We start from the raw sequence: 24,638 nt of genomic DNA on the forward strand, positions 1-24,638 counted from the left end.
GCCGTGTTCAAGTAGGATGGGCCATGCCCGAGAACCATCTCATCGATCCTGCCGGCTACACGGACCCGCAGGTACAGGTCCTGGAGCAAGCACGCATTTTCCGGCGGGCATGGCATTTGGCCGCATTGACGCGCGACATCCCGAACGAACTCGACTACGTCAAGCGGATCATCGGCCCGACGGATCTGGTGGTCCATCGCCATGAAGGCCGCATCGTGGCCTATGCCAATGTGTGTCCCCACCGCTTTTCCGCGTTCTTCGAAGCGCCCAGCGGCCATGGACCGATCCGCTGCCCCTACCACCTGTGGACCTACGACGGCGACGGGATGGCGATTGGCGTGCCCCATCGGCGCGATGAGGCCCTGGCCTGCTATCAGACACAGGAGCTGCGGCTGGAGATGTGGCAGGTCGAGGTGATGGGCGAGTTCATCTTCGTCAGCGCGGAGCCCCGCCACCGCCTGGACGAATTCCTGGGCCCCCTGCTGCCCGCCCTCACGCAAATGTCCGTGGCCATCGGGACCGAGCGGCCCAAGCACGTGCAGGACATCGCGGCCAACTGGAAGGTCGTACTGCAAAACACGGTGGAGTTCGAACACGCCTTCTCCGTGCATGCGGAGACCTTCGCCGCCGACGTCCAAAAGCCGCTTCAGGTCGATTGCGACCCGGACGCCGACCACACCATCTCCTATGTGACCCGCATGAATCCCAAGCGCTACCTTCGCGCGCGGGATGCCCGGGTGAACGAAATTTTCAAACGGGCGCCGGTGCCCTACCCCAATGGCTACCGGCACCACCTCATCTTTCCCGCCACGACCATCGGATACACCGACAACCAGCAGCTCGCCATCATGGATTACCAGCCGACCGGCCCCGGCAGTTGCAGGATGTTTGCCCGGCTCTTCAGCTTCGAGATTCCCGACCTCACGCGGGCCGAAATGGCGATGCTGGAAATCGTGGGCCCGTGGCACACCGCCTATGCGGAGCGGCTGTTCGCGGAGGACCGGGGCATTTGTGAATCTGTGCAGCGCGGGCTGTCGTCCAGGCCGTCGCGCATGAAGGGCGCCCTGCAACCCGGCGAGCGCCTCGTTCGGCGCTTCCAGGAGATTTACCGCCAGTGGATGGATGAATGAGCGCCGGGTGCGAAGGCACGGCGTCGACCAAGGCCAGCATGGGGTTCCGGGCGCCTGGGCCGCTCCCGTCCCACGCGCTCTGCCGCGAGCCGGTCATTTCGTACCGAATCGGCCTCCAGCACAATCAACGTCCCGGCGTATAGCTATTAACTTCATAGCATCTGAAGCCACCGCCCGATGATGCCATCGGCATACCGGCTGGCCACGGTCTGCACGAAGCGGGGGAAGTCCACGTGCGCGGCGTCGTCCGCGCGGTCGGAGACGGTGCGGACGGCGGCAAAGGGTACGCCGTAGTCGCTGCAGACCTGGGCCACGGCGGCGCCCTCCATCTCCACCGCCAGCACCGCATGGCCGGCGGCGGTGAACGCGTCGCGCAGCGACTGCGATTCCTGCACGGTCGACACGAAGCGGTCGCCGCTCGCGATCAGGCCCCGGTGCACACGCGGAGCGCGCAGGGGCGGCGGCAGTCCGGCGCCGTCCCACAGCGCGGCCGCGCCGCCGGCCAGGCATTCGCCGGCGGCATCGGCCAGCCGGCCGGCCAGCGCTTCATCGCACGGCAGCCGGGTGCGGCCGTAGCCGGGCAGCTCCCAGCGGGGGAACAGGGGCGAGGCGTCCATGTCGTGCTGCAGGAAGTCGTGCGCCACGACCACGTCGCCCACCTGCACGTCCGCGCTCAGGCCGCCGGCCACGCCGGTGAACACCACGCGCGCCGCGCCGAAGCGCTCGATCAGCGCGGTGGCGGTGGTGGCCGCCGCGACCTTGCCGATGCCCGAGAGCGCCAGCACCACCTCACGACCGTGCAGGCCGCCGCTCCAGAACGTGCGGCCGGCATGGAGCGTGCGGCGCCCCCGGGTGAGCGCGTCGATGAGGCCCTGCTGCTCTTCGGCCAGGGCGCTGAGGATGGCGGTCGTCACGGCCGCAACGCCCCCAGCGGTTGCGCCCGCGCCGGGGTGGCCCGGGGCCAGGACGGGACGGGCTGCACTAGCGCTTGTCGCGCAACTCGCGGCGCAGGATCTTGCCTACCGGGGTCTTGGGCAGCGAATCGCGGAACTCGATCACGCGGGGCTGCTTGTAGCCGGTCAGGTTGGCCTTGCAGAACTCGCGCACCTGCGCCTCGGTGAGGTCGGTGCCTCGCTTGACGATGACCAGCTTGACGGCTTCGCCCGTCTTCTCGTCGGGCACGCCCACCACCGCGCATTCGAGCACGCCGGGCAGCGTGGCCACCACGTCCTCGACCTCGTTGGGGTAGACGTTGAAGCCGCTCACCAGCACCATGTCCTTCTTGCGGTCCACGATCTTGAAGTAGCCGCGCTCGTCGATCACGCCGATGTCACCGGACTTGAAGTAGCCGTCGTCCGTCATGACCTTGGCGGTCTCGTCGGGCCGCTGCCAGTAGCCGGCCATGACTTGCGGGCCCTTGATGGCGATCTCGCCACGTGCGCCCGGCTCGGTCACGTCGCGGCCATCGTCGTCGATGAGCTTCATGTAGGTGCTGGAGATCGGCACGCCGATGGTGCCGGTGAACGCCTTTTCGGTGGCCGGGTTGCAGGCGACCGTGGGGCTGGTCTCCGACAGGCCGTAGCCTTCGCAGATGGGGCAGCCGGTCTTTTCCAGCCAGAGCTTGGCCACCGCGCCCTGCACGGCCATGCCGCCGCCCACCGACACCTTGAGGTTCTTCCAGTTCACGGTGTTGAAGTCGGGGTGGTGGGCCAGGCCGTTGAACAGTGTGTTCACGGCCGGGAAGCTGTGGAAGGTGTGCCGCGAAAGCTCCTTGAGCACCGCCGCCAGGTCGCGGGGGTTGGGCAGCAGGATGTTCTTGGCGCCCGTGCGCATGCTCATCATCATGTTCACCGTGAAGGCGAAGATGTGATAGAGCGGCAGCGCACACACGGTGGTGGGCTGCTCGTTGGCCGGCACGGTCTGCATCACGGGAACGTTCCAGGCCTCGGCCTGCAGCACGTTGGCGATGATGTTGCGGTGCAGGAGCACGGCGCCCTTGCTTACGCCCGTGGTGCCGCCCGTGTACTGCAGCAGGGCCACGTCGTCGGGGCGCAGGTCGGGGACCTTGAGCGTGCCGCGCGCGCCCTGCGACAGCGCGTCGTTGAAGCGCACCGCGCCGGGCAGGTTGAACGGCGGCACGAGCTTCTTCACGCTGCGCACCACGTAGTTGACGATCAGGCCCTTGGGGAAGCCCAGGCGGTCGCCCATGGCGCACAGCACGACGTGCTTGACCTGCGTGGCGCCGATGCACGCCTGCAGCGTGGCGGCGAAGTTCTCGATGATGACGATGGCCTTGGCGCCCGAGTCCTTGAGCTGGTGCTCCAGTTCGCGCGGGGTGTACAGCGGGTTCACGTTCACCACCACGAAACCGGCGCGCAGGATGGCGGCCACGGCCACGGGGTACTGCGGCACGTTGGGCATCATGACCGCGACGCGGTCGCCCCTGGCCAGCCCCAGGCCCTGGAGATAGGCCGCGATGTGGCGGCTTTGCACGTCCGTCTCGCCGAAGCTCACATCCTTGCCCATGTAGCTGTAGGCCACGCGGTCGGCGTACTTGCCGAAGCCCTCTTCCATCAGGGCGATGAGCGAGGGGTACTGCGCCGGGTCGATGTCGGCCGGCACCCCGGGTGGGTAGGCGGCAAGCCACGGGCGGTCATTCATGCTGTGTGTCTCCAAACCTACTGTTACAAAAAGGAGCCCGCATTGTCGTCGCGGGCGAAGGCGCCAGGGGCCTGTAGTTTCCCTAAACCGTGCGCCCCTGCTGCAGCGGCCGCCACGCGGGCGGCACCGGAGCGCGGGCCTATTCGATGGCCTTGCCGATGTCCTCGACGACCTTCTTGGCGTCGCCGAAGACCATCATGGTCTTGTCCATGTAGAACAACTCGTTGTCCAGGCCGGCATAGCCCGCCGCCATGGAACGCTTGTTCACGATCACGGTCTTGGCCTTGTAGGCCTCCAGGATGGGCATGCCGTAGATGGGGCTGCCCTTGGTGTGCGCGGCGGGGTTCACCACGTCGTTGGCGCCGAGGATGATCGCCACGTCCACCTGTCCGAATTCGCCGTTGATGTCTTCCATCTCGAACACCTGGTCGTAGGGCACCTCGGCCTCGGCGAGCAGCACGTTCATGTGGCCCGGCATGCGCCCGGCCACCGGGTGGATGGCGTACTTGACGGTGATGCCCTTCTCGGCCAGCTTGGCGGCCAGCTCCTTGACCGCATGCTGGGCGCGCGCCACGGCCAGGCCGTAGCCGGGCACGATCACCACGGTCTCGGCGTTGCCCAGCACGAAGGCGGCGTCGTCGGCGCTGCCGCTCTTGACGCTGCGCTGCGCCTGCGCGCCGCCGGCCGAAGCCGCCGCCGCATCGCCGCCAAACCCACCCAGGATCACGTTGAAGAACGAGCGGTTCATCGCCTTGCACATGATGTAGGACAGGATGGCGCCCGAGCTGCCCACCAGCGATCCGGCGATGATGAGCATGCTGTTGTTCAGGCTGAAGCCGATGCCCGCCGCCGCCCAGCCCGAGTAGCTGTTGAGCATCGAGACCACCACCGGCATGTCCGCGCCGCCGATGGGAATGATGATGAGCACGCCCATCACGAACGCCAGCGCCAGCATGGCGAAGAAGGCGGTCCAGCTCTCGGTGGCCATGTAGACCAGCCCGAGCCCGACGGTCGCCAGGCCCAGCACGAGGTTGAGCAGGTGCTGGCCCTTGAACTGCACCGGCGCACCCTGGAACCAGCGGAACTTGTATTTGCCCGACAGCTTGCCGAAGGCGATCACCGAGCCGCTGAAGGTGATGGCGCCGATGGCCGCGCCCAGGAACAGCTCCAGCCGGTTGCCGAACGGGATCGGCAGCCGCGCGAAGCCTTCCACCAGCACGTTGCCCTCGGGTGTGGCGGCGCTGGCCAGGGCCGGAACGGGGGGCGGCACGATGCCGAAGGCCCAGGGCTCGGCCACCGCGGCGACGGCGATGAACACGGCCGCCAGGCCGATCATGCTGTGCATGAAGGCGACCAGTTCGGGCATCTTGGTCATCTCCACCCGCTGGGCCATCACCGTGCCGGCAGCGCCCCCGACGAGCAATCCGAGCAGCACCCAGGCCAGGCCCATGGGCGCGCCGCGCGTGACGCTCCAGATCAGCGCGGCGGTGGTGAGCACGGCGATCGCCATGCCGGCCATGCCGAACAGGTTGCCCCGGATCGAGGTGGTGGGATGCGAGAGCCCCTTGAGCGCCTGGATGAAGCAGACGCTGGCCACCAGGTACAGCAGCGTGACGAGGTTCATGCTCATGGCGCGGCCTTGTCGGAAGCGGCGCCGGCGGCAGCGGAGGACGCGGGCTTGCGCTCCTTCTTGCGGAACATCTCCAGCATGCGCCGCGTGACGAGGAAGCCGCCGAACACGTTCACCGCGGCCAACGCCACCGCGAGCACGCCCATGGTCTTGCCCAGGGTGGTCTCGGTGAGGGCCGCGGCCAGCATGGCGCCGACGATCACGATGGCCGAGATCGCGTTCGTCACCGCCATCAGCGGCGTGTGCAGCGCCGGGGTCACGGTCCACACCACGTGGTAGCCGACATAGATGGCCAGCACGAAGATGATCAGGTTGATCAGCGTGGGGGAAACGGCATCCATGGCAGCACTCCTTGAAGGTGAAGGGGCGAACGGGGCGAAGGAACGGACGACTGGTTGAACGATGGAGGGGCTACTGCGGCGGGGCGACCGGGAACGGCGGCACGATCAGCCGGCCGTCCATCATCGCGGTGCTCAACCGCGCGGCCTGCGCCATCTTGTCGCCCCACTCCAGCGCCGGACGGCCGGCGCGCAGGAAGGCCTCGTTGTCGCGCGTGGGTGGGCGCACCAGGCGCTGATCGACCAGCGCATCGATGGTGACGATGGCGCCGCCGTTGGTGGCATAGCGGAAGAACACGTGCGAGTACGGCTTGGTGGGCGCCGCCTGGTTCATGGACAGCCACTGCGCCACGGCGGGGCGGTTCTTGGCCAGGTAGTCCTCGGTATCGGCGCGGCGCTTGTAGCGCAGGCAATCGATGCGCGCGGGACTGCCCTGGGCCTTGTCCTCGACGAACACGCCCTGCTGCTGGGGGCACGGGGCCGTCCACAGCGTGGTGTCGCGCGGGTAGTTGGTGCTGTTGGTCTGCACCAGCAGCACGGCCAGCAGCGGCCGGTCCTTGCCCGGACCGCGCAGGCCCATGGCGGTCATCTGCGTGGGCAGGTCGGCGGAGGTGTCGTCGGGCAGCACGTCGATCACCTCGTCGCGGCGGCCGAGCACCTCCCAGTCGCCGGGCGGCAGTTCCAGCTGCGCACGGCCCACGTGCGGCAGCGCGGGCTGCACGGGGGCGCAGGCGGCCAGGGTGAGCAGCGAGGCGATGGCGAGCAGCGGGCCGCCAAGGCGGGGGGACAGGGGGAGCAGGGATGAAAGCCGGGTCTTCACAGGAATGCTTGTCTTGTCATGCGCGGGTGACCGCGCCTTCATGGGCCACGAGGCAGGCGGCGACGATGTCGTCTTGCCGGTCCACGTGCAGGGCCCCTTCGGGGTGGATGATGAGCTTGAGGAAATCGAGCACGTTGCGCGCGTAGAGCGCCGAGGCATCGGCCGCCACCAGCGCGGGCAGGTTGGTTTCGCCGACCAGCGTCACGCCATGGCGCACCACGGTCTGGCCGGCTTCGGTCAGCGGGCAGTTGCCGCCCTGGGGAGCGGCGATGTCGACGATCACCGAGCCCGGCTTCATGGACTGCACCATCGCCTCGGTCACCAGCACCGGCGCGGGCCGGCCGGGAATGAGGGCGGTGGTGATGACCACGTCGGCCTGGGCCACGCGCTTGGCCACCTCCACCTTCTGGCGTTCCAGCCAGCTGGCCGGCATGGCGCGCGCATAGCCGCCGGAGCCCTGGGCGGCCTCTTTCTCTTCGTCGGTCTCGAAGGGCACGTCGATGAACTTCGCGCCCAGCGATTCGACCTGGTCCTTGACCGAGGGCCGCACGTCGGAGGCCTCGATCACCGCGCCCAGCCGCTTGGCCGTGGCGATGGCCTGCAGGCCGGCAACACCCACGCCCAGCACCACCACGCGCGCGGCCTTCACCGTGCCGGCGGCGGTCATGAGCATGGGAAAGAAGCGCTGGTAACGGTCGGCCGCGATCATCACGGCCTTGTAGCCGGCGATGTTGGCCTGGGAAGACAGCACGTCCATGCTCTGGGCGCGCGTGGTGCGGGGCGCGGCCTCCAGCGCGTAGGCAGTGACGCCCGCCTGCGCCAGCCGCTGCAGGCCGGCCGCATCGAAGGGGTTGAGCATGCCGACCAGCGTGGCGCCGGGGCGCAACAGGGGCGTTTCGGATTCGGTGGGGCAGCGGACCTTGAGCACGAGGTCGGCGCCCCAGGCGCTGGCGGTGTCCACGATCTCGGCGCCGGCCGCGGCATAGGCGGCATCCGGCACGCTGGCGGCCACGCCGGCACCCGCCTGGATGCGCACCGCATGGCCCTGGGCCTTGAGCTTCTTGACCGTCTCCGGGGTCGCGGCGACCCGGGTTTCTCCAACCATGGACTCGGCTGGTACACCTATCTGCATGTTGTCTGTCTCCCGGCTGGCGTGTGCTCGGCGATCTCCGCTCACTGGGCCCGAGCTTACCCGATGCGCTCCGCGACATCGGCACGCCCCCATGACGAAGGCCCGGCGCACGCGAATGCGCCGGGCCTTGGCTTGCGGAGGCGATAGCGCCCCCGCGCGGCGCAGGGAATCAGTTCACCACCTGGGCCAGCGCGCCCGCGGCGTACTGGCCGGCCACGACCTGCAGGCTGTGGCCCTTGATCTTGGGTGCCTGGCCTTCGCAGCCGAACTCGATGTAGCGCTGCTTGCAGATGGCCTTGGCGGCCTCGCGCGCGGGCTTGAGCCATTCGCGGGCGTCGAACTTTTCGGGGTTCTCGGCCAGGAACTTGCGCACGGCGCCCGTCATGGCCAGGCGGATGTCGGTGTCGATGTTGATCTTGCGCACGCCGATCTGGATGGCCTTCTGGATTTCCTCGACGGGCACGCCGTAGGTTTCCTTCATGTTGCCGCCGTACTGGCGAATGATCTCCAGCAGTTCCTGCGGCACGCTGGAGCTGCCGTGCATCACCAGGTGGGTGTTGGGAATGCGGCGGTGGATTTCCTGGATGCGGTCGATGGCCAGGATGTCGCCCGTGGGCTTGCGCGTGAACTTGTAGGCGCCGTGGCTGGTGCCGATGGCGATGGCCAGCGCGTCGAGCTGGGTGCGCTTGACGAAGTCGGCGGCCTGCTCGGGATCGGTCAGCAGTTGCTCGCGCGTCATGGTGGCATCGGTACCGTGGCCGTCTTCCTTGTCGCCCTTCATGGTCTCCAGCGAGCCCAGGCAGCCCAGTTCGCCCTCGACCGTGACGCCGACCTTGTGCGCCATGTCCACGACCTTGCGCGTCACGTCCACGTTGTATTCGTAGCTGGCGATGGTCTTGCCGTCGGCCTCGAGCGAGCCGTCCATCATCACGGACGAAAAGCCCAGGTCGATCGCGCCCTGGCACACGGCGGGGTTCTGGCCGTGGTCCTGGTGCATGACCAGGGGAATGTGGGGGTAGGCTTCGACGGCGGCCTGGATCAGGTGCTTGATGAAGGCTTCGCCGGCGTACTTGCGAGCACCGGCACTGGCCTGCAGGATGACCGGGGCGCCCGTCTCGTCGGCGGCGGCCATGACGGCCTGGACCTGTTCCAGGTTGTTCACGTTGAAGGCGGGAATGCCGTAGCGGTTTTCGGCGGCATGGTCGAGCAGTTCGCGCATCGAGACGAGAGGCATGGGATGGGTCCGTTCAATGGTGGGCAGTGGGGAAGGCACGCAGGCCCTGGAAGGCCGTCGGCCGCGGTGGTAACCGCTTCGTAACCGGCGATTTTATCCGGTCGGCCCCGCCGGGGAATCCATGAATTCCAGACGGTAGCAGGTGGTGAATGGCGGCGGTACGGCGCCCGGGCCGAAGCGTGCGCCGTGCGCCTCCGCCACACGCGCGACGATCTCGTGTCCCAGGTGCAGGCTGTCCACCGGTGCGGGCGCAGCGCCCTGGGCATGGTGCCGGGCGCCGTCGTCCGCCACCTGAAGCCAGGGGCCGCCGTGCTCGGCCTGCCCCAGTTGCACCTCGATGCGGGTGCCGTGCGGCGTGTGCTTGAGGGCGTTTTCCAGCAGGTTGCGCAGGGCGATCTCCAGCAGCACCGCGTTGCCGTGCCAGACCAGCGCGCCGGGCGCCGCGACGGCGATGCTGTCCTCGCGCGCCCAGGCCGCCTGGGCGTAGTCGGCGCTCACGCGGCGCGCCAGGTCGGCCAGATCGACGGGCGCGGCCGCCTCGTGCAGCTGGGTGCGGCTGGCGCGTGCCAGGGCAAGGAGCTGGTTGAGCACGTGCCCGGCGCGCAGCGCATCCTGTCCGATGCGGGCCAGCGCCTGCGCCTGCTCCTGCGCCGACAGCCCCCCGTCCAGCGCCCGCGCCTGCAGCACGATGGACGACAGCGGCGTGCGCAGCTCGTGCGCCACCTCGTTGGCCAGCCGCCGCTCGCGCGCCAGCGCCGCCTGCTGGCGGTCCAGCAGGGTGTTGATGGACACGACCATCGGGTCGAGCTCGCGCGGGGCGTTGCCGGCGTCCAGCCGCTCGGCCCGCACCACGTCCAGCCGGGCCACGGCGTCCGACAGCGAGTACAGCGGCCGCAGCCCGCGCCGAACCGCCAGGCCCAGCGCCAGCGCCACCACCGGCAGCAGCCACAGCCCGGGCTCGATGATCTGGCCGGCGATGTCGTCGGCCAGATCGTCGCGCTCGTCCAGGTTGAGCAGCACCATGATCTTGCGGTCGTGGGCCGCATCCCACTGCGAAAACCCCCGCCAGGACACCGGCGGGTCGCCCAGCTCCAGATCGGCGAAGCCGTCCGGCAGGTCGAACGCCGGCAGCGGCGCGCTGCCCGTGCGCGACAGCAACTGGCCGTTCGCTCCCCACAGCACCACGCTCAGCGATTGCTGGTAGTCGTGCGCCTTGAGCCAGGGCGTGGGCGCGCGCTGCGTGGCCAGGGACGGCTCGACCCCGTCGGAGGCGCGCAAGTTGAGCAGCAGCGCGGCGACGCTGGCCAGGTGTCCGTCGGTGAGCTCGTCGGCTTCGTGCACCCCGGTCTGGTAGCCCAGCCCGACGAAAGTGCCCCACACGACCACCAGCGCGCCCAGCGTCCACAGCAGCAGGCGCCGCATGAGCGAACCCCTGCGCACAGGTGCCACGGGCGTCGCGGCGGTGTCGGCGGGCTCGGGAATCGGTGGGTCGGTCGGAAGGACGCGGCTCATGGCGTGTCCTCCAGCGGCATGAAGTAGCCCACGCCGCGCATGGTCTGGATGCGCCCGCTGCCGAGCTTGCGGCGCAGGTGGTGGATGTGCACTTCCACCGCATTGCTCTCCACGGCGCTTTGCCAGTTGTAGAGGCTTTCCTCGATCTGCTGGCGCGACAGCACCCGGCCGCGCGACTCCAGCAGCACCAGCAGCACCGAAAACTCGCGTGGGGACATGTCCACCTGCTGCCCTGCCCGGCGCACGGTGCGCGCGGCGGGGTCCACCTCCAGGTCACCATGGCGGATGGTGGGCGATGCCCGGCCCGCAGCCCGGCGCAGCAGGGCGCGCAGGCGGGCTTCCAGTTCGTCCACGTCGAACGGCTTGGCCAGGTAGTCGTCGGCCCCTTCGTCCAGCCCTGCGATGCGCTGGTGGACCTGGTCCCGGGCGGTGAGGATCAGCACCGGCATGGCCGGATCGGGCAGCGCGGGCGCGCCCGGGGCACCGGGCGGGCTGTGGCGCAGCCGGCGCAGCAGCTGGGCGCCATCGCCATCGGGCAGGCCCAGGTCCAGCAGCACGGCATCGAACCGCTCCATGCGCAGGGCGCTCCAGGCGGCCGCCACGCTGGAACACACGTCCACCGCATAGCCACGCTGGTGCAGGTTGGTGCGCAGGCCGTCGGCAATGCCTGCATCGTCTTCGACCACGAGGATTCGCATGGGGGCGATTGTCACCGCGATGCGCGGCGTTCCATGACCCCAGCCGTCCGGACCCGTTAAGACGGCGTTAAGAGCGGCTGCCTATCGTCCGCCCCCATGCCGATTTCAGCCTCCCCCGGCGCCGCAACTGCCGCGCCCCGCTCCGCCCCTCCGCTTCAACCGCTGGCCTGGGCGCTGGCCATTCTGGTCGCACTCATGGCCTGGGACACCTCGGGCCTGGACCTCGATGTGGCCCGCCTGTTCGGCTCGGCCCATGGCTTTCCCTTGCGCGACCATTGGCTTTTCGTGCACGTCCTGCACGAAGGCGCGCGGCGGCTGGGCTGGGTGCTGGTGCTGGTGCTCGCTGTCGGCGTGTGGTGGCCGGTGGGCGTGCTGCGCCGGCTGGACCATGGCGAGCGGGTGCAGATGGCGATCAGCGCCCTGCTGTCGCTGGGGGTGATTGCGCTGCTCAAGCAGGGCAGCACCACCAGTTGCCCCTGGGACCTGGCGGAGTTCGGCGGCGTGGCGCGCTACGCCTCGCATTGGGCCCTGGGCGTCATGGACGGCGGTGGCGGCCACTGCTTTCCCGCAGGGCATGCCTCGGCCGGCTTTGCGTTCCTCGGTGGCTATTTCGCTTTGCGCCACAAGGCGCCGCGCGCCGCGCGCTGGTGGCTGGCCGGCGCCCTGGCCGCCGGCGTGGTCCTGGGACTGGCGCAGCAGGCACGGGGCGCCCACTTCACCAGCCACACGCTGTGGACCGGCTGGTTCTGCTGGATGACGGGCCGGCTTTGCGACCTCGTGGGACAGTGGATGCACCGGCACTTCCCGGAACTGGACAGCCAGCTGCCCACCGAGGCCGACGCCCATGCTGTCCATTGAACTGGCCCTGTTCACGGCCGTGAACGCCACGGCAGCGACCCCGGCCGGCGTCGTGACCGCCGCGCGCTGGCTGTCGCAGGGGTTCCCCATCCTTGCGGGGCTTCTGGTGGCCGCGGGCCTGGCCTTTGGCAGCCCCCGGTTGCGCCAGGCCCTCATGCTGAGCCTGGTGGCCGTGGTGGTCGCCTGGTGCGCCGCGCGCGGCGTCCGCGCATGGGTTCCCATGCCCCGCCCGGGGCAGCTGGGCCTCGGCGTGCAGTGGATCGAGCACGGCGTCCGCGCGGGCTTTCCCAGCATGCATGCCACCGGCGCGTTCGCGCTGGCCCAGGGGTTGGCCCTGGGGCTGCACCGGCGCCACGCGCCCTGGCAATGGCTGGCCTTCGGACTGGCGGCGGCCGTGGCGTGGAGCCGTGTCTGCCTGGGCGTGCACTTTCCCGCGGACGTGCTAGCAGGGGCCCTGACCGGCTGCGCAAGTGCCCTGTTCGCCAGGGCCCTGCTGCGGCACGCGCTCAGCTGGCGCGGCAGATCTTCAGCATATTGGTTCCGCCCGGCGCGCCCATCGGCTCGCCGCACGTGATCGCGTACAGGTCGCCCTGCTGCACGATGTTGCGGCTCTTGAGGTGGCCTTCGGCCTGCTCCAGCGCGGTGTCACGGTCGGCGCTGGTGTCCATGAGCAGCGGGCGAACGTTGCGGTACATGGCCATCTTGCGCTGCGTTGCCACCTTGGGGGTGAGCGCGTAGATGGGAATGTGGATGCGGTGGCGGCTCATCCACAGCGCGGTGGAGCCGCTCTCCGTCATGGCCACGATGGCCTTGGCCCCCAGGTGGTGGGCGGTGAAGAGCGCGCCCATCGCGATGGACTGGTCGATGCGGCCCAGCGTCTGGCCGGTGAAGTCGGAATCGCGTTCGGGGTCTTCCGCCGCCTCGGCGGCGGCGCAGATCTTGGCCATCTCCTCCACCGTCTCCAGCGGGTATCTGCCCGCAGCGGTCTCGGCGCTCAGCATCACGGCGTCGGTGCCGTCCAGCACGGCGTTGGCCACGTCGCTCACCTCGGCGCGCGTGGGCACGGGGTTGGTGATCATGCTTTCCATCATCTGCGTGGCGGTGATGACGACCTTGTCCATGTCGCGCGCCATGCGGATCATCTTCTTTTGCAGCGCCGGAACGGCCGCGTTGCCCACCTCCACGGCGAGATCGCCCCGCGCCACCATGATGCCGTCGGACACGCGCAGGATCTCCTCCAGGCGCGGCACGGCCTCGGCCCGCTCGATCTTGGCGATCAGGCCCGGCTTGTGCCGGTACTCGGCTGCGGCCACATTGCACAGTTGCCGCGCCATTTCCATGTCGGTGGCGTTCTTGGGAAAGCTCACGGCCACGTAGTCGGCCTGGAAGCTCATCGCAGTGCGGATGTCTTCCATGTCCTTGGCGGTGAGGGCCGGCGCGGTGAGGCCACCCCCCTGCTTGTTGATGCCCTTGTTGTTGGACAGCTCGCCACCGATCTTGACGGTGGTGTGCACCTCTTCGCCGCGCACGGCGTTCACCACCAGCACGATCAGGCCATCGTTGAGCAGGAGCACGTCGCCGGCCTTCACGTCCCGCGGCAGTTCCTTGTAATCGAGGCCCACGCCGTTGTCGTCGCCCGGCACGGTGCGCGACGCGTCGAGGATGAAGGACTGGCCCTGCTGCAGCTGCACGCGGCCCTCGGCGAACTTGCCCACGCGGATCTTGGGGCCCTGCAGGTCGGCCATGATGGCCACCTCGCGGCCCGCGCGCTGCGCGGCCTCGCGCACGGCGATGGCGCGGTCGATGTGGTCCTGCGCCTTACCGTGGCTGAAGTTCAGCCGCACCACATTGACCCCGGCCCGGATCATCTGCTCCAGCAGTTGCGGGTCGCTGGAAGCGGGCCCGAGGGTGGCAACGATCTTGGTGGCGCGGCGGATCTGCATGGCGGTTCGGTCTCTCTGCGTGGATGTAATCGGGTTTCAATTTTGCATGAAAAGAGGTTACAGCCACTCCGGACAGACCCCGGGACGACGCTTGCGGCGGGCCGGCATCACGCCGGATTGGGCAGTGGACGGTGGCCGGGCGTCCGGCCACCTGGGGCCCGCCGCAGCGTCACATCTCCGTGTCGGCCCGCTCATGGGGGCGGCGATGCCGCAGCCCCACCTGCGGTTGCTCACAGACCCCGGCCGGAACATCGGCTTCCCGGGCGGCCGCACGCACAGCGCCCGCCGCCTGCCAGCTTCCCCCGATGGGCATGTACGTCAACCCCGCCAGAATTCCCGCTGTGGAATTGGCCAAAAGGTTCTGCTGCCCCGGCTCCCAGCCCTGGGTCAGATGCCCCAGCACGTTGAAGACACTGCCGGCCCCCGTGATGGCCGTGATGCGTGCGGGCGTCTGGTCCAGCAAGCGGGAATAGTCCGTCCCGGTGAGGCGCGGGTTCAGTTGCTGCACCGTATCAGACTGCCGAGCCTCCTGCTGGGTCACCGAGATCCAGTCCGCCGTCTCCACGGCCCAGTTGATGGCCGCCTTGATGGCGGAGGCTCCCGAAATCTCCTGCCACGCACCGTTCCGGGCCCCGCTGCTGCTGGCCCTGTCCAGCAGCGCGGCCCGGGCGCCGGAGGTGTCGCCCCCCAGCACCGGCAGCTCGGACCACGCATTGTTGCCAACGACGTTGGCCAGTCCGTAGAACAGGCTGGACGAGTTCATGTGGCGGCCACTCACGCCGCCGGAGGTTTCGGTCTCCGTGCCGACCATGCTGAACGAGGCCTGGATGAAGTCGCGCGCGAAGGAATACGCCACCATCTTGATGTCCCCGGCCAGGACGTCCGCAGGCATCGCCACGTCGCCCGTCAGCGTGCCTTGCAGCGAAAGCCCGACCGAGGCCAGCGAGGCGCCGATCTGCTCCAGCGTCACGATGCGCGACATGCGCTGCTGCATCTGCCGCAACTCTTCTTTCTGCCCGTTCGAGCACTGGTCCCACTGCTCCAGCGTCATGGCGTGAAAGCCGCGGGCCGCCGTGTCCGGGTCGCGCCCCTCGCGCTGCGTGCGCACGAGCGCCAGGCCGATGTTGAGCAGCCCGACCCCCACCTGCATGCTCAGCACCATGGAAGGCGGGGCCGTGCGAAAGGCGACCTTCATGGACTCCGCCATCATCTCGCGCACGAAGGTGGGCACGAAGACCGATGCGGCCTGGTGGACCCCATGGCCCAGCACCGCCCCCATGATGCGCTGGCTGGGCAGCAGCCCGCCGATGGCCTGCGCCGTGGCGGACTCCGATACCGCGTTGCGGGCCGAAACGGCCGCATCCCCCACCCGGTGCAGGGCGGCGTTACCGGTCTCCATCGCCCCCACGCCCAGGCGCCGCAGCAGCGCCTGCCAGCTCTGCTGTTCCGGCACCGGTGGCGCACCATCGGCCGCGGGCTGGGGCATATCGACGGCATGGCTCTCACGCCCGAAGACGTCGCACGCGGGGAATTCAAAGAACTCCTCGTTGTGCTCCGGCACTCCGTCCATGGACCGGAACGAGGCGTTGGCCGTCCCGGGCTCGGTGTGGATCGATCGGCCTCTGGCGCTGTCCACATGCAGCACGCCACGGCCGTCGGAGCCCGGGCTGGGCAGGGGCGTGAGCCGGGAGGCGGCACTGTTGAACGACTCCGAACGGGTCGGGCTGGACAGCAGCGAATAGGAGTCGCCCTCGCGGCGCGCCAGCGATTGGCGCGGCTGCAGCGTTTCCGAGCGCGTGCCGGGCGCCCACCGCCGGCCGCTCAATACTTCGTGCTGAAGCCGCGCGGCAACCTCGGCCCCCGAGGCACGGGCCGTCGGGCTCTGGGCCGCGATGGAAGGGGCGAGGGAATCGCCGAACTCGATCGCGATGCGTTGGTTTTATCCACCATGGGACCTCCCTGCCTGGCCGATGGCCAGTTCGCCCGTCGAAGCGGAACCTGCCTGCACGGCGTTGGCCAGCGCGGCCAGTTGCAGGATGGTTTGCCCCACCACCGCCAGCGAAGCGCTGGCCAGGGGACAACGGCACAGGAGTTGCGGCCCGGAGAAACCCCGGGCGAAGACGATGCCGAACTGAAGGATCAACCGGGTCGAGGCGCGCAGCGCGGCCACGCGCCGGGCCGGGTCGTCCAGACAGTCCGCCGGCAACGGGGCGGCCATGATCAAGGCTTGTTCATCCGCATCCGGCACCAGCGCGACGCTGCGGCTTTCCAGCGCAATGGTTCCGGTGCGCGATGCCTCCCGTGCCTGCTCGATGGACGCGCCCAGGAACAGGGCCAGGTCCTTGATCAGCGACAGAACGCGGGGCGAAGCCTCCAGTTCCTGCGCAAGGGGCGGTGTTCCCGCGGGAGAGGTCAGGACGGCGCTCATCGCACACCCCCTTTCCCGTGCGACCCCGCACCCAGCGCCAGCACCCCTTCGCGGGTGGCGTGGCACATGGACAGCAGTCCGCCCAACTGCGCGGCCAGCAGGCGCTCGTTTTCCTGCTGCGTCTCCAGCCGCCGCACCAGCACGGCATCGCCGTTGTCCTCCAGGCCATAGCCCCAGTCGGCACTCAGCATCGAGTGGCCGTTGGCGAACAGCAGTGCGTCGGTCCAGGTGTCCGGGGGAATCTGCTCGGGCCGGGCCATCGTGGCAATGGCGGCCCATGGGCCATTGTCCCGATGGCTCAGGGGTGCCACGCGCAGCGTGAACGGCCCCACTTTCGCTTCGCCCGTTTCTCCAAAAATCCGGGCAGTGTCCGCGTCGGCCCCCAGTTGCAGGGCTGCTTCCCTGGCACAGACCTTGCGCCGGGATGACAGGGCGGGGCCACGCACGGGTGGCTTCGGTTTCGCGTTTTTCATCGTCGTTCTTTCAACCGTTATCGCTTATGTAGTTCCGCGCGACATGCGGATTTGGTGCCCTTTACACCAGCCGGCACTCGTCTCTGAAAACGTGCCGGCCGTTCCATCGTTGAATGTGCGAAGGCACCGCATGCCTCAGCCAGCGAAGCGATTGGCCGGTTTGCGAAAAAGAAAGTTGACAGGAACGCGCGACATTGAACTTGGCAGGCCCGCCGGGTCGTGGCCCCCGCCGAGGGCGGATCCGGCAGGCCGCAAGGCGCCATCGCACAGCGTGGAATCCTTCCATTCAGCGCATCAATGCAAATGAGACATATTCTCATTTGTGTAACAATGTGCGCCGTGAGCCAGACAACCTGAAGGGACGACGGTGCCGCGACCGGCAGTGTCCAGACCGCGCGAGAGGGTATCCAGCAGACAACCCTTTTCGATGCAATCCATGCTTCACTGCCTGCACACCCGGCCTGTTTCCCTTGCGCACGGCGCCCTGCGCTTCGCCAACCTTCCGCATACCTTTCACCCGCTGGCGGGTGCTGCGCTCCTGGCGGTCCTCGCCGCCCCTGCCGCGCCGGCGTGGGGACAGGGCGCCGGTGCCGCCGCCCCGGGCGCCGTGCGGACGGCACTGCTGCCCCAGGTCGACGTGGTGGACGAGGCAGAACGCAGTCCGGGCACCTCCACCGTCGTCAGCGGCGAGGCCCTGGAGCAGGCCGGCAGCATGAAGGACGTGGTGCGCAACCAGCCGCTGGTTTCGGCCCCAGGCACCGCCGCGGGCACCACCCGCAATCGCAGCAGCTTCGACCGCTCCGGCACGACGGGCTACAACATCCGCGGGATCGAAGGCAACCGCGTGGGCATGGACGTGGACGGCGTGGAAATGCCCGACGCCACCACCCGCCCCTACGTGAGCCGCGTGGGCGCGAACACCTTCGGCATCGGGCGCGACTTCATCGACCCCGAGATGTTCTCCTCGGTCAACATCCTGTCGGGCACCACCTCCGCCAAGCGCTCCGCCGGCGGCATCGGGGGCGCCGTGAGCTTCAAGACGAAATCGGCGAGCGACTACCTGCGGGGCGAGCGAACCTCGTACCTGGGCGCCAAGATCGGCTACGACTCGGCCGACCGCGCATGGAACGAGAGCTTCACCGGCGCCGCCCGCAGCGGCGACCTCGATGGCCTGGTCGCCTATTCGCGCCGGGACGGCCACGCGGCGCGCAACCACAGCGACGTGGTGAACAGCTACCCCGACGACTGGCACTCGGACGCCCTGCTGCTCAAGGGCGGCCTGCGCGTGGACGGCAGCAACCGGCTGGAACTCTCGGCCGACCTGTACCGCCGCAAGAACGACACCTTCTTTCACGGGTGGAACGCCACCAACACGGCCATCACCGAGCAGTCCCGCCAGGCCAGCGACACGGAGCGCAACACGCTGCAGCTGACGCACCAGTGGACGCCGCGCAATGCCTGGGCGGACCATGCGGACACCCGCCTGTACTTCCAGGACACGGGCACCACGGACCTGACCGACACCACCACGCTGGCCACCGGCGCCCTGGTGCGCAATCTTTCCGAGAACCAGACCCGCACCTGGGGGACGTCCACCACGGCGGACAAACGCATCGGCCGGCACCAGCTGAGCTTCGGCGCCAACGCCTCCACCCAGGACGTGGACCGCCCCTGGAACGTGGCGGGCTACATGAAGCCCCAGCCCGACACCACCACCCGGCGCCTGGGCGCCTTTCTCCAGGACGACATCGCCTTCGATGCGGGCGGCAAGCGGCTTGCCGTGATTCCCGCCCTGCGCGTGGACCGCATCGACATCCAGACCCGCAACCTCGGCAACTTCGTCTCCGGCGTGCTCACCGAGCAGGACGTGAGGCGCCTGTACGGCAATGCGCCCTCCACCACCCTGTGGAGCCCCAGCCTGGGCCTGACCTATGACCTCGCGCCGCGCTTCATCACCTATGCGCAGTACAAGCGCAGCGGCCGCGCGCCGTCGCCGGGCGAGATCTTCGGCTCGTGGAACATGGCCAGCAATTACGCCACGGGCAACCAGTACGCGCTGATCGGCAACCGCGACCTGAAGGAAGAGTCGAGCAACGCGTTCGAGGTGGGCGTCAAGGGATCGCCGGCCGACGGCGTCACGCTCAACAGCTCGGTCTTCTACACGCGCTACCGCGATTTCATCGCCTACACCCGCTACACGCGCGCCAGCGCGCCCAGCCTGTTCACGAACGTGCCTGCGCACATCGGCACCATCTACCAGGCCGAGAACCGCGACGAAGCCACCATCTACGGCTTCGAGCTGAGCGCCCGCCTCGAACACGGCCAGTGGAGCCCGGCGGCCCGCGGCCTGTACACCACCTGGGCGGTGGGCCTGAGCAAGGGCACGTCGCGGTCGCACTACGCCGGCGACAAGGATGTGGCGCTCGACTCCGTGCTGCCACGCAAGGCCATCGTCGGCGTGGGCTACGACGCGCCCATGAAGCAATGGGGCGTGAACTTCACCGGCACCTTCGTGGCCGCCAAGCAGGCAGAGGCCACCAACCGCGACAGCTACACCAACGCGGGTGCGGCGCTCACCGACGCCACCACCCAGCTGTTCCGCGTGCCCGGCTATTCCGTGTTCGACCTGAGCGGCTACTGGCAGGTGAACAAGAGCGTGCGCCTGCAGGCCGGCATCTACAACCTGACCGACAAGCGCTATTGGGACTACGCCAGCGCCCGCAGCCTGCAGCCTTCGGTGGCGCGCGACCAGCGCGACATCGAACTGCTCACCCACGCCGGCCGCACGGTGGCGGTGTCCATGTCCGTCGCGTTCTGATCCGCCGGCGCCGGCCTCAGCCGGCCTTCTTTTTCCCATTCCACAGGAGTCTTCCCATGCCACACCCGCTGTCCCTCGTTTCCCACCGCCCTCGCGCCATCCGCCGGGCCGGCATCGCCGCCGCTGCCAGCGTGGCGGCACTGTTTGCGGCCTGCGCGGCCCCATCGGCCCCCGCCGGCGACGGGCCGGCGCGGCCGGCGGGCGGCCACGGCAATGCCGCCTTCATCGGTGGCTACGACGCCAACCAGGACGGACAGGTCACCCGCGCCGAATACGACGCGGTGCGCAAGCAGCGCTTCACGGCTGCCGACACCAACCGGGACGGCTGGCTCAGCGAAGCCGAATACGTGGCCGAGTTCGAAGGCCGCCTGCAGCAGCAGTACGCCGCCCAGAAGCGCCCGCCCGACGCGGCCCATGCCGCGTCGATCAAGCAGGCCCATGTGCGCTTCGGCATCCTGGACAAGAACAAGGATGGCCGCCTGACCGAGGACGAAGAACTCGCCATCGCCGACCGGACCTTCCAGGGCGCGGACACCAACGGCGACGGCGTGGTGAATGCCGCCGACGCCAAGAAGCCTTGAGGCCGCCATCCATGCCTGCCATGCACACCGCCCCTCTCTTGCCGTGGCTGCGGCGCACCGGCCTGGCGCTGGCCCTGGGCCTTTGCGGACTGGCCCAGGCCCACACGCCCTACCTGCTGCCCGCGAGCTTCGACATCGAGGCCACGTCCACCGTCAGCGTGGACGCCGGCTTCACCGACAAGTTCTTCCTGCCCGACGTGGCGTTCGGCGACACGCGCTTTGCCATCACCACGCCCGATGGCGGCACACTGCCGTTCGGCGACGTGCGCCAGTTCAAGACGCGCACCGTGGCCGAGCAGAAGCTGCCCGGCGCCAAGGGCACGTACCGGCTGAGCACCGGTCCGCGCCTGGGCGCGATCTTCCGCAGCTGGGAGCAAGGCGGCAAGGTCGAGGTGGCACGCGACCCCGCCACGCCGATGCCGCCCGGCGCCAGGCTGCTGAGCCACTACCAGTCGCTATCCATCTCCGAGGCCTATGTGACCGCGGGGACCCCCACGCGGGCCGCGCTGGCAGGCTCGGGCAAGGGGCTGGAGATCGTGCCCGCCACGCACCCGAGCGATCTGTTCGCCAAGGAAGCCTTCGACTTCGCCGTGCAGTTCGACGGTCAGCCGCTGGCCGGGCAGAAAGTGGACCTCTACCGCTCGGCGATGGACCTCGCCAGCCAGCACAGCGCCGAGAGCCTGAAGACCGATGCGCAAGGCCGCATCCACTATGTGCCGCCACAGCCCGGCGTGTACCTGGCCCTGGTGCGCCACCGTGCGCCCGCGCCGCAAGGCGCGGCGGCCCCGATGTACGGCCACAACTACACGCTGACCTTCCGGGTGCTGGCCCCGTAGCGCGCGGTGAGGGGCGTCAGCCCCGCATCAACGCCTCGATCTCGTCCGCCTTCACCGGCACGCCGCGCGTGATCAGCTCGCAGCCGCCGTCGGTGACGATGGCGTCGTCCTCGATGCGGATGCCCAGGTGATGGAAGGCCTCGGGCACGCCCGGGGCCGGGCGCACGTACAGGCCCGGCTCGATCGTCAGCACCATGCCGGGCCGCAGGATGCGGCTGGGGCGGTTGGCGATGGTCTCGCCCGAGAGCGGGTCCTTGCGTTCGCTGACCTGCCCGACCTCGGACGGCTCCACGTAGCTGCCGCAGTCGTGCACGTCCATGCCCAGCCAGTGGCCGGTGCGGTGCATGTAGAACTGGAAGTAGGCGCGGCTGTCGATCACGTCCTGCGCCGTGCCCACCGTGTTCCTGTCGAGCAGGCCCAGGTCCAGCATGCCCTGCGCCAGCACGGCCACCGTGGCGTCGTGCGGGTCGTTGAAGCGGGCGCCGGCCTTCGTCGCCGCGATGGCCGCGTCCTGGCTGGCCAGCACCAGGTCGTACAGCGCGCGCTGCGGCCCGGTGAAGCGGCCGTTGGCAGGAAAGGTGCGCGTGATGTCGCTGGCGTAGCCGTCGAGTTCACAGCCCGCATCGATCAGCACCAGTTCGCCGTCGCGCACCGGGGCGGCGTCGGCGCGGTAGTGCAGCACGCAGGCATTGGCGCCGGCGGCGACGATGGAGTTGTAGGCCGGGCACTGGGAGCCGGCTTCGCGGAAGGCATGCAGCAGTTCGGCGTCCAGGTGGTACTCCCGCACGTCCTCGCCCGCGCGCAGCATGCGCGCGCTGCGCTGCATGGCGCGAATGTGGGCCTGGGCGCTGATGGCCGAGGCGCGGCGCATGGTGTCCTGCTCGTGCGCGTCCTTCACCAGCCGCATTTCGTCGAGCAGCGTGCACAGGTCGTCCTGCTGCGCCGGGCACAGCGCGCCGTAGCGCACCCGTGCGCGCACCTGGTTCAGCCAGCCCTCCACGCGCGCGGCCAGGCCCGTGTGGATGGCGAACGGGTACCAGACCCGGGTGCGGTTTTCCAACAGGCGGGGCAGTTGCGACTCCAGCACGGCGGCCGAGTGCGCGGCGTTCACGCCCAGCGTGCCCACAGCGGCCTCGGGGCCCAGGCGGTAGCCGTCCCAGATCTCGCGCTCCAGGTCCTTGGGCTGGCAAAACAGCGTGCTCTGGCCCTGCGCCGTGATCACCAGGCAGGCGCCCGGCTCGGTGAAGCCGGTGAGGTAGTAAAAGTAGCTGTCGTGCCGGTACAGGAAGTCGCTGTCGCGGTTGCGCGGGCGCTCCGGGGCGGTGGGCACGATGGCGATGCCGCCTTCGCCGAGCATCGAAGCAAGGCGGGCGCGGCGCTGGGCGTAGAGGGAGTTCTGTGGGCTCATGCAGGCATTCTCAGGGCATCGGCCGGGGGGCATTTGCAATTCCACTGGGCAAATTACATTTCGAATCACTGCAGGTGCGCGCCGCCCCGGCGTTGCCCGCAAAGCGTTCGAGAATGGCGGGCTCCCCCCTCTTCTGGATCGCGCATGTCCGGTTTCGCCCCGCTGCAGTTCATTTTGACGACCTTCCTGCCGCTGCTGGGCCTGGGGTTGACGGTGGCCCTGCTGGGCTACGGCGCCTATGCCCTGTGGGTGGATGTGCCGCAAAAGCTGGTGCTGTCGCGCCAGGCCCTGCTGGTGCTGTGCGGCGTGGCGCTGCTGTGCAACGCATGGTTGGGGCTGCGCCTGTACCTGTCGCACAGCGAGCGGCAGGAATGGAAGGACGGCGCCGTGCACCGTGCCAGCCGCGAGCGCTTCGCGCTGGCGCAGGATTTCCAGTACGGCGAGTTGCTGATCCCGGCCGGCAGCCTGGTCAACCGCCAGGACCCGTTCGACAAGGGCGAGCCTTCGCGCCCCGTGGCGCTGCATGGGCTGGAAGCGGTGCGGTTTTCGCAGCCGGTGCTGGTGGCCGGGGTGTGGGCCAGCGCGCTGCAGATCAACCCGCTGCGCGTGGAGCTGGCGCAGGACCAGCGCATCGGCCCGCTCTACCGCTACGACGCGGCCAGCCAGGGCTGGGTGGCCAACAAGCTGGTGCCCGCGCTGGCCTGCAAGAAGGGCCAGATGGCCGTGTTCCAGGTGCCGCACATTCCCTACGACGTGCCGGCGGAAGTGGGCAAGCCGCCACCGGACGGTCCCGCCGCGCGCTTTCTGCCCAGCCAATGGCTGTTTCGCAACTGCGAGGCGGCACCGCCCATTGCCGTGCAGCCGGCAAACAGCGGCACCACACCGGCCCAGTGATCGCAACGCGCCGAAAAAGGCCGCCCCAAGGCCTCAGCGGTTGAGTTGCGCCAGCCGCTGCGGCGTGCCCACGTCGGTCCAGCGGCCGGTGTAGAGCGATGCGGTGACGCGGCCCGCGTCCATGGCCCGGCGCAGCAGCGGTGCCAGCGCAGCGCTGGTTCCCGTCGGATTGCCGGCGGGCACATCGCACCAGGGCGCGCCGAACAACTCCGCCCGCAGCAGTGCGAGGGTGCTGTAGGTGTAGCGCGGCGCGGTGCTGTCGGCCGGCAGGTTCAGCGCCAAGCCGGCGTCCGACCGGCCGAAGTCCCCGCGCGGGTGGTGCTCCGGGTTGGGCACCAGCCACAGGTGGGCCAGCGCGGTGCTGGCGGCAAAGCGCTGCGCGGCATCGGCCGCGAACACGAAATCGGGCGCGAACACGTCGCCCGCCGCCAGCCAGAAGACGGGCCCCAACTGCGGCAGCGCCCGTGCGATGCCGCCGGCGGTCTCCAGCGCACCACCGAAGTCGCGGCCTTCGTGCGAGTATGAAATCGATAGCAGGCTGCCGGCGGATTCATTGCCCTGGAGGCCGAAACGATCCCCAAACCGCTCGCTGATCTGCTCGCCCAGCCACGCCGTGTTGATGACGGCGCGTGGTACGCCCGCCTGGACCAGCGCACGCAGGTGCCACTCCAGCAGCGGCACGCCCTGCACCGGCAGCAGCGGCTTCGGGCACGCATCGGTCAACGGGCGCATGCGCTCGCCGCGGCCTGCGGCCAGCACCATGGCGGGCACCTGCGCCCCCCCCTGGGCCGACGATGGGGTCTGCATGGCCGCGGTCATGCCGCAACGCCCTGGGCCACCGCGCCGCGCTGCAGCGCATGCCGCTGCGCCCGGGCCGGCTCGAACAAGGCCAGCAGCGCGGCCATCAGCGACTCGGCCTTGGCCGAATGGTCACCACCGAAATTGCACACGTACACATCCAGCGTGACCGCGCCCAGTTCGGGCCAGGTGTGTACGCAAAGGTGCGACTCGGCCAGCAGCAGCGTGGCCGTCACGCCGCCCGGCCCCTGCGCGGTGGCCGGGAAGGTGTGGAACAGCTGGCCCACGGCCTGCAGCCCGGCCGCCTGCACGGCGCCGGCGCAGGCACGGCCCAGCGCGGCAGCATCGGTCAGCCAGTGCGGCGCGCAGCGGCATTGCTGGAGATCGGCGGTGAGGTGCAGGCCTTGCATGGGGCTGCACTGTAGTGCATCGGGGCCTGGGGACGG

23 protein-coding genes are annotated in these 24,638 nt (G+C 69.4%); 7 read left to right on the top strand and 16 right to left on the bottom strand.

The window, feature by feature from the left end; genetic code table 11:
* The first annotated feature begins 23 nt into the window (after positions 1-23).
* Positions 24-1,130, top strand: a complete 1,107-nt coding sequence (locus AVKW3434_RS20770) for an aromatic ring-hydroxylating oxygenase subunit alpha (protein WP_284407335.1) — start codon at positions 24-26, stop codon at positions 1,128-1,130.
* A gap of 152 nt (positions 1,131-1,282) precedes the next feature.
* On the opposite strand, the gene AVKW3434_RS20775 is transcribed toward AVKW3434_RS20770, so the two are convergent.
* From AVKW3434_RS20775 to AVKW3434_RS20815, 9 genes are all read right to left on the bottom strand, one after another.
* Positions 1,283-2,044, bottom strand: coding sequence for a 5'-methylthioadenosine/adenosylhomocysteine nucleosidase (locus tag AVKW3434_RS20775; protein WP_284407336.1), 762 nt, complete (start codon positions 2,042-2,044; stop codon positions 1,283-1,285).
* Positions 2,045-2,111: 67 nt separating this feature from the next.
* Positions 2,112-3,791, bottom strand: a complete 1,680-nt coding sequence (locus tag AVKW3434_RS20780; protein WP_284407337.1) for a long-chain-fatty-acid--CoA ligase — start codon at positions 3,789-3,791, stop codon at positions 2,112-2,114.
* Between the two features lie 139 nt (positions 3,792-3,930).
* The gene (locus AVKW3434_RS20785; RefSeq protein WP_284407338.1) at positions 3,931-5,421 is read right to left on the bottom strand and encodes an NAD(P)(+) transhydrogenase (Re/Si-specific) subunit beta; all 1,491 of its coding nucleotides are present in this window, start codon (positions 5,419-5,421) and stop codon (positions 3,931-3,933) included.
* The gene (locus AVKW3434_RS20790; RefSeq protein WP_284407339.1) at positions 5,418-5,762 is read right to left on the bottom strand and encodes an NAD(P) transhydrogenase subunit alpha part 2; all 345 of its coding nucleotides are present in this window, start codon (positions 5,760-5,762) and stop codon (positions 5,418-5,420) included. Before AVKW3434_RS20790 ends, AVKW3434_RS20785 begins: the two co-directional genes overlap by 4 nt.
* Before the next feature lie 70 nt (positions 5,763-5,832).
* On the bottom strand, positions 5,833-6,579 hold the full coding sequence (locus tag AVKW3434_RS20795) for a hypothetical protein (RefSeq protein ID WP_284401630.1): 747 nt from the start codon (positions 6,577-6,579) through the stop codon (positions 5,833-5,835).
* Between the two features lie 16 nt (positions 6,580-6,595).
* Positions 6,596-7,711: a Re/Si-specific NAD(P)(+) transhydrogenase subunit alpha gene (locus tag AVKW3434_RS20800; protein ID WP_284407340.1), complete on the bottom strand. Its 1,116-nt coding sequence runs from the start codon at positions 7,709-7,711 to the stop codon at positions 6,596-6,598.
* A gap of 169 nt (positions 7,712-7,880) precedes the next feature.
* Positions 7,881-8,945 (bottom strand): class II fructose-bisphosphate aldolase, encoded by a 1,065-nt coding sequence (gene fba / locus AVKW3434_RS20805; RefSeq protein ID WP_092742855.1) that lies wholly within the window; start codon positions 8,943-8,945, stop codon positions 7,881-7,883.
* Positions 8,946-9,038: 93 nt separating this feature from the next.
* On the bottom strand, positions 9,039-10,367 hold the full coding sequence (locus tag AVKW3434_RS20810; protein ID WP_284407377.1) for a histidine kinase dimerization/phospho-acceptor domain-containing protein: 1,329 nt from the start codon (positions 10,365-10,367) through the stop codon (positions 9,039-9,041).
* An 86-nt stretch (positions 10,368-10,453) separates the two neighbouring features.
* Positions 10,454-11,155 carry a response regulator gene (locus AVKW3434_RS20815; RefSeq protein ID WP_284401636.1) on the bottom strand — a complete coding sequence of 234 codons (702 nt, stop codon included), beginning with the start codon at positions 11,153-11,155 and terminating at the stop codon, positions 10,454-10,456.
* A 96-nt stretch (positions 11,156-11,251) separates the two neighbouring features.
* Here AVKW3434_RS20815 and AVKW3434_RS20820 point away from each other — a divergent pair, with 96 nt between their 5' ends.
* Complete coding sequence (locus AVKW3434_RS20820; protein WP_502869141.1) at positions 11,252-12,013, top strand: phosphatase PAP2 family protein; 762 nt, start codon at positions 11,252-11,254, stop codon at positions 12,011-12,013.
* Positions 12,000-12,587: a phosphatase PAP2 family protein gene (locus AVKW3434_RS20825; protein WP_284407341.1), complete on the top strand. Its 588-nt coding sequence runs from the start codon at positions 12,000-12,002 to the stop codon at positions 12,585-12,587. The genes AVKW3434_RS20820 and AVKW3434_RS20825 overlap by 14 nt, the downstream gene beginning before the upstream one ends.
* Here AVKW3434_RS20825 and pyk read toward each other — a convergent pair.
* The 4 genes from pyk to AVKW3434_RS20845 all read right to left on the bottom strand — a co-directional run bounded on the left by pyk (position 12,520) and on the right by AVKW3434_RS20845 (position 16,857).
* Positions 12,520-13,956, bottom strand: coding sequence for a pyruvate kinase (gene pyk, locus AVKW3434_RS20830; RefSeq protein WP_284407342.1), 1,437 nt, complete (start codon positions 13,954-13,956; stop codon positions 12,520-12,522). The genes AVKW3434_RS20825 and pyk overlap by 68 nt on opposite strands.
* A gap of 169 nt (positions 13,957-14,125) precedes the next feature.
* Positions 14,126-15,781 (bottom strand): hypothetical protein, encoded by a 1,656-nt coding sequence (locus AVKW3434_RS20835; RefSeq protein WP_284407343.1) that lies wholly within the window; start codon positions 15,779-15,781, stop codon positions 14,126-14,128.
* A 114-nt stretch (positions 15,782-15,895) separates the two neighbouring features.
* The gene (locus tag AVKW3434_RS20840) at positions 15,896-16,384 is read right to left on the bottom strand and encodes a hypothetical protein (RefSeq protein ID WP_284407344.1); all 489 of its coding nucleotides are present in this window, start codon (positions 16,382-16,384) and stop codon (positions 15,896-15,898) included.
* Entirely contained in the window at positions 16,381-16,857 is a 477-nt protein-coding gene (locus AVKW3434_RS20845) for a hypothetical protein (RefSeq protein WP_284407345.1), read from the bottom strand. The genes AVKW3434_RS20840 and AVKW3434_RS20845 overlap by 4 nt, the downstream gene beginning before the upstream one ends.
* Before the next feature lie 427 nt (positions 16,858-17,284).
* On the opposite strand from AVKW3434_RS20845, the gene AVKW3434_RS20850 reads away from it, so the two are divergent.
* Genes AVKW3434_RS20850 through AVKW3434_RS20860 form a run of 3 tightly spaced genes read left to right on the top strand, consistent with a single transcriptional unit; the run spans position 17,285 to position 21,092 of the window.
* A complete protein-coding gene (locus AVKW3434_RS20850) occupies positions 17,285-19,675 on the top strand; it encodes a TonB-dependent hemoglobin/transferrin/lactoferrin family receptor (protein ID WP_284407346.1) in 2,391 nt (796 codons plus the stop codon).
* Between the two features lie 56 nt (positions 19,676-19,731).
* On the top strand, positions 19,732-20,256 hold the full coding sequence (locus AVKW3434_RS20855; protein ID WP_284407347.1) for an EF-hand domain-containing protein: 525 nt from the start codon (positions 19,732-19,734) through the stop codon (positions 20,254-20,256).
* 20 nt (positions 20,257-20,276) lie between these two features.
* Positions 20,277-21,092, top strand: a complete 816-nt coding sequence (locus AVKW3434_RS20860) for a DUF4198 domain-containing protein (RefSeq protein WP_284407348.1) — start codon at positions 20,277-20,279, stop codon at positions 21,090-21,092.
* 16 nt (positions 21,093-21,108) lie between these two features.
* On the opposite strand, the gene AVKW3434_RS20865 is transcribed toward AVKW3434_RS20860, so the two are convergent.
* Positions 21,109-22,500 (bottom strand): aminopeptidase P N-terminal domain-containing protein, encoded by a 1,392-nt coding sequence (locus AVKW3434_RS20865; protein ID WP_284407349.1) that lies wholly within the window; start codon positions 22,498-22,500, stop codon positions 21,109-21,111.
* Positions 22,501-22,644: 144 nt separating this feature from the next.
* Between AVKW3434_RS20865 and AVKW3434_RS20870 the strand changes: the two genes are divergently transcribed.
* Complete coding sequence (locus AVKW3434_RS20870) at positions 22,645-23,394, top strand: hypothetical protein (RefSeq protein ID WP_284407350.1); 750 nt, start codon at positions 22,645-22,647, stop codon at positions 23,392-23,394.
* Positions 23,395-23,427: 33 nt separating this feature from the next.
* Here the strand turns inward: AVKW3434_RS20870 and AVKW3434_RS20875 are convergent, their stop codons facing one another.
* Entirely contained in the window at positions 23,428-24,201 is a 774-nt protein-coding gene (locus AVKW3434_RS20875; RefSeq protein WP_284407351.1) for a nucleotidyltransferase family protein, read from the bottom strand.
* An 8-nt stretch (positions 24,202-24,209) separates the two neighbouring features.
* Positions 24,210-24,602 (bottom strand): adenosylmethionine decarboxylase, encoded by a 393-nt coding sequence (gene speD, locus AVKW3434_RS20880; RefSeq protein ID WP_284407352.1) that lies wholly within the window; start codon positions 24,600-24,602, stop codon positions 24,210-24,212.
* Between the last annotated feature and the right edge of the window lie 36 nt (positions 24,603-24,638).

Origin of the sequence: Acidovorax sp. SUPP3434 (assembly GCF_030159015.1) — a bacterium.
Classification (GTDB): domain Bacteria; phylum Pseudomonadota; class Gammaproteobacteria; order Burkholderiales; family Burkholderiaceae_C; genus Paracidovorax.